This is a genomic window from Streptomyces phaeochromogenes, from assembly GCF_001418655.1.
GTDB classification, from domain to species: Bacteria; Actinomycetota; Actinomycetes; order Streptomycetales; family Streptomycetaceae; genus Streptomyces; species Streptomyces phaeochromogenes.
Window position 1 is genome coordinate 1 of the sequence record NZ_LIQZ01000535.1, and the last position, 4718, is coordinate 4718.

5 protein-coding genes are annotated in these 4718 nt (G+C 68.1%); 3 read left to right on the forward strand and 2 right to left on the reverse strand.

Annotated features, from left to right (window positions below):
* Window positions 1-53: 53 nt before the first annotated feature.
* Window positions 54-775: alpha/beta fold hydrolase (locus tag AOK17_RS45050; RefSeq protein WP_157881542.1), on the forward strand; the 722-nt coding region annotated here is incomplete at its 3' end.
* 29 nt (window positions 776-804) lie between these two features.
* On the opposite strand, the gene AOK17_RS45055 is transcribed toward AOK17_RS45050, so the two are convergent.
* Window positions 805-1521: a hypothetical protein gene (locus AOK17_RS45055; protein WP_055618449.1), complete on the reverse strand. Its 717-nt coding sequence runs from the start codon at window positions 1519-1521 to the stop codon at window positions 805-807.
* 360 nt (window positions 1522-1881) lie between these two features.
* Here AOK17_RS45055 and AOK17_RS45060 point away from each other — a divergent pair, with 360 nt between their 5' ends.
* Window positions 1882-2613 (forward strand): maleylpyruvate isomerase family mycothiol-dependent enzyme, encoded by a 732-nt coding sequence (locus AOK17_RS45060; protein WP_079053652.1) that lies wholly within the window; start codon window positions 1882-1884, stop codon window positions 2611-2613.
* A gap of 159 nt (window positions 2614-2772) precedes the next feature.
* Entirely contained in the window at window positions 2773-3045 is a 273-nt protein-coding gene (locus tag AOK17_RS45065; RefSeq protein WP_206190943.1) for a DUF1876 domain-containing protein, read from the forward strand.
* 38 nt (window positions 3046-3083) lie between these two features.
* Here AOK17_RS45065 and AOK17_RS45070 read toward each other — a convergent pair whose 3' ends face one another.
* On the reverse strand, window positions 3084-4163 hold the full coding sequence (locus AOK17_RS45070; RefSeq protein WP_245697795.1) for an HNH endonuclease signature motif containing protein: 1080 nt from the start codon (window positions 4161-4163) through the stop codon (window positions 3084-3086).
* Window positions 4164-4718 lie beyond the last annotated feature (555 nt).

A 4718-nucleotide genomic window follows, 5' to 3' on the forward strand; every position in this document is an offset into this window, starting at 1 on the left:
CCCCCAACCCCCAACGCCCCCCGCTGCTACTCCTGCACGGCCTGGCGGGTCACATGGGGGAGTGGGACGACCTGCTCCCGCTCCTCCTGGCGGACGGCCACCGCGTGATCACGTACGACGCCAGAGGCCACGGCGCGAGCACGCGTCGCCCGCCGGACATGACGCGGGCGTCGGCGGTACGGGACGTGACCACCCTCATCGAGGCACTGTCCCTCCCCACCCCGGTGACCCTCCTCGGCCAGTCCCTGGGCGGCCACACGGCGTTCCTCACCGCGGCGGCCCACCCGCACCTGGTCGACTCCCTGATCCTGGTCGAGGCGGGCCCGGCCGGCCCGAGCCCGGACCTCCCCGCCGAGATCGCCGCCTGGCTGGACAGCTGGCCCACGCCCTTCGAGTCCTTCTCCTCCGCCGCCGCCTTCCTCGGCCACGAGGTCTGGGCGAGAGGCCTGGAGGAACGGGAGGACGGCCACCACCCCCGCTGGGACCGCGAAACGATGCTCGCGGCCGTCGCCGACCTGGCCGCCCGCGCGTACTGGCCCGAGTGGGCCCGAGTCGCCTGCCCCACCCTCGTCGTACGCGGCGCGAAGGGCACGATGCGGGAGGCGGAGATGATGCGGATGGCGCGGAGGACGCGGAGGGCACAGATAGGGACCGGCCGCCCACCTCAGCCCCAGCTCCAGTCCCAGACCCTGACCGAGGTCATCGAGGACGCGGGCCACGACGTACACCTGGACCAGCCGCGCCGCTTGCACGCGGCGGTACGGACGTTCCTCGCNNAGTAGGCCGGTCCCCGCGGGGACCGGCCTACTGACGCGCGTCAGCCAGCCAAGTGCGCCAGACATGACGGCTGTTGGGCACTTCGGGGCGGTCCAGAATCCACAGCACATACCCGGCGTGCAGCTGGGCCCAGGGGTTCTCCGAGCGCCGGGCGCCCTCCAGTCGTACGCGCAGCGGGTCGCCGTCGACGACCCGGGCGATGCGTACGTACTCGCGGTCCTTGCAGCGGTAGGCACGCCGTACGACGATCTCCACCAGGTCGATCAGCTTGGTCCGGGCGACCGGGTCCTGCCCGACGGCATCGGTGGCGAGATCCCGGATGAGCCCCTCCTTCGTCCCCCACGCCTTGGCGTGCTGGGTCCACTCCTCCGGATACCGGGCCTCCCACTCCAGGAAGAGCAGCGCGTAGGGCAGCCCGGGCCATTCGGCAAGGTCCTCACCGTGCCCTCTGTCCCACATGCCGCTGGGCAACGAATGGCTCCGGGCCCACAGGTACTCCTCGTTGGCCGACCGCAGAGCCGGATCCTCGTACGGATACATCACCCCCTGCCCCTGCAGCTCCCGCAACGTCTCGTTGAACCGATGCTGCGCCTCCTCGGTCCTCCTACGCGCGGAGGCCAAGTGGTCGAGCGCCGCGGCCCGTTCGGCCGGGTCGTTCGCGATCAGTCCGTACGCCCATGCCAGCCGCTTGTCCCACGCCCGGGCGTCGTCCATCTCCGCCCCGTGCCCTTTCCCATGCCCCATGGGACAGATCATCCCTGAGCGCGCCGCGCCCCGCTCCTCCGGGCACCGGTACCGGGAGAAGCGGGGCGCGAACAGGGGCCTCGGACAAGCCGGCGCAGAGCGTCACATTGACGGTGTCGCCGTTGGCGACGGTCTTCGGGCTGGGGGTCGTCCTGGATGACCGTGCCTCACCGCGACCGGCACTCAGCCTCCACTCGGTTACCAGATCCATACGCTTCTCCCTCCCTCCCCTCGACGAGGAACCCGTGTTTTCTGCTGCACGACGATGATGATGAGACCTGGGTCACAGGCGGAACGGGCAGCAGGAGACCATGCCTACGCGTACGCCCACACCGACACCCCGTGACAGGAGACGCCCGCATGACTGATCCGGAACCGAGAGCAGCCCACAGCAACCGAGGGCCGACCCGAGGGCCGACCCGAGGGACAACCGGAGGGCCGACCGGAGGGACGCCCCGAGGAACGACCGGAGCCTGGCCCCTGATCCGCGCCGAGCGAACGGCCCTGGCGGCCGATCTCGCGGACCTGACCGACGAACAGTGGGCGACACCCTCGCTGTGCACCGGGCTGACGGTGCGCGAGGTGCTGGCACACCTCACCGCGGGAGCGAGCCTCAACTCCGTACGCTGGCTGGCGGGCGTGATCCGCTGCCGGTTCGACTTCGACAAACAGGTGGCCATGAGGCTGGCCGAACAACTGGGCGCCACTCCGTCCGAAACCCTGGAGAGATTCCGACGAGTGGTCTCCAGCACGACCAAGCCCCCTCTCCCCACCCTGGCCATGCTGGGCGAGACGATCGTGCACGGAGAGGACATCCGACGCCCGCTGGGCATCGTCCGCGACCACCCGATCGAGACGGTCACGCAGGTTGCGGAGTACTACCGGGGCTCGGACCTGGTGGTCCTGGCCAAGGGACGCATCGACGGCCTGAGCCTCACCGCGACGGACGGCCCTTTCACGACCGGCGCAGGACCGCTGGTCTCCGGCACCACCCTGGCCCTGGTGATGGCGATGACAGGACGTGCGACGTACTGCGACGACCTGGAGGGCGACGGAGTGGATCTCCTCCGGGGCCGCTGCGAGACGGCGTGACGCGAGGGGGACACACAGGGGAGGGGGCTTCTCCGGAGGCACATCGTGCATTCGCAGCCGAGCAGGCGCACTCTGGAGGAAGGTGGAAAGCGGAAGGTGGAAGCGGCTGAAGACAGCTGGAGGCAGCTGGAAACAGCGGCTCCGGAGGTGATCGTGATGATGATGAAGACCGCTGTCGGATGGCACATAGAGCTGGAATTCGACGAGGACGACAACCGCACCCGCGCAGCCGCCCTCGTACGCCTCCCCGACGGAACGGAGGTACGGGCCCACGGCTACGCGAGCCGCCACCCCTCCGACTCCAACCAGCCGAGGGTGGGCGAGGAGGTCGCCGGCGCCAGGGCCCTCAACGAACTGGCGATGAAACTCCTGACCAAGGCCCACGACGAAATAGACGAGGCCTCGGGCCGCACGTCATACCCGCTGACTTGACCTGACCGGCAGGACAAGGGGCAGGCGGATTCCCTCGCTCACTCCCGATGGACGGAGGGCGGGGTGTTGATATACGTGTGCCCGGTCGGAGCGGTCCAGACGGCAGCCCCGGTGTGGGTGTCGCGGGTGACTCTCCACCCCGGATGATGAGTCTTGAGCCGATGATGCCGCCGACACAGCGGCTGAAGATTCTCGGGAGTGGTAGGCCCGCCCCGCTCCGGCCGAGCATGGTCAAAAGGCCGCACATGATCGAGATCGCACCGCCGGGCAGGCATACGACAACTGGGAAACGCACAGTACTGATCCCGAGCGACCACATGCCGAGCAGTCTCCGCGGTCGGCTTGTAGGTAAGGGGATCGGTCTTCACGATCAGCCCACTCGCAGGCAGAACAAGAAGCCGCCGCCATACGGTCCCGCCAGCGAAGGCAATCTCCCGAACCTGCCCGGCGGTGACGGGCCCGTACCCCTTGAGCTCCCCCGGTCCATCATCAATGCCCATGAGCACATCGAGCGGCACGGTGACGTGGACAACGGCGGTGACGCCCCTGGAAGGGGCCTCAAGCGCCGCTCCATTCCGCGGCTCGACCACCAGGTCGTACAACGCATCGGCCCGCTTCTGATCAAGCGTGCGCCCGTCATCCCCGTACCCAACGGCGTACGCCTCGACGACCTGCTCCATCACGGCGGCACGCTGGGCGGGCAACACGGCCCCGAACAACGCCATCCCATCCTCCTGCGGATAGGACAACAACTTCCGCTCCCGCACGCGCTCTTGATGCCGGGCTTCGGCCCCCTCGGGGTCAACCCGATGAACCTGCCGCCGAACAGCGGCCCGAGTCTGCCCGGCGGCCTGCTGAGGCATCCGCTCAACGAGCGCCCTCTCGACTTCCCCAGCCACCTCCACGGCCAACACCGCACACTGCTCGGCCACGATCCTGGCCTGCTGATACGAGATCTCCTCGTCGGCGAGCAACCCCAGGGTCGCCGGATGCCGCCCGGTCAGAAGCCGAGCAGTCTCCAACCGCTGAGCAGCAGTGGAATTGGCCAACTTTAGGGCACAGGCAACTTCTTCAACGGCACAGTCCCACTCACCCAGAAAAACGGCATCCAGCTCCACACCCGCAGCCGGACCATCGGCCAACGGTGGTGTCCCTCGGCGTGGTCGGAAATAGCGGCCAACAACTCAACCTGCTTGGCCTGCAACCAACTCAGATGCCGCTCCACAACAGCAAGCGCATCAATCCGCCCCCGAGGAGAAAGCCACTCACCTTGCAAATCATCAAGAGAGGCAGCGGTCTCAGCACTGGGAGCCTGCTCGCGCAAGAGGGCGGCCCAAGCATCCAAAGCCCCCACGGCCACCCCAGCAGAGACGGGCACTCCTCCCTGAGCCACTCCACTCGCAGTCAACGCACCCACCCCCTCCCACCGAGCCCGAGACCACACCAACTCATCCTCCTCACCAGGCGAGTTGACTCCTTCAATTCTCCCTCACTCAGCGTGATAAGACCAGGTCAACAACGTAATCGAAAGGATGAAAGAAAGGACAGCACGCAGGGAACCCCCAGAGCCGCCCCCCGGCAGGTACAGACCCCACTATCCGAAAGCCGCAAATGCCACCCGGCGTTCTGGCGAGAAGCAGTGCGCCCCGAAGGCCCCGGCCCACCCCCAAACC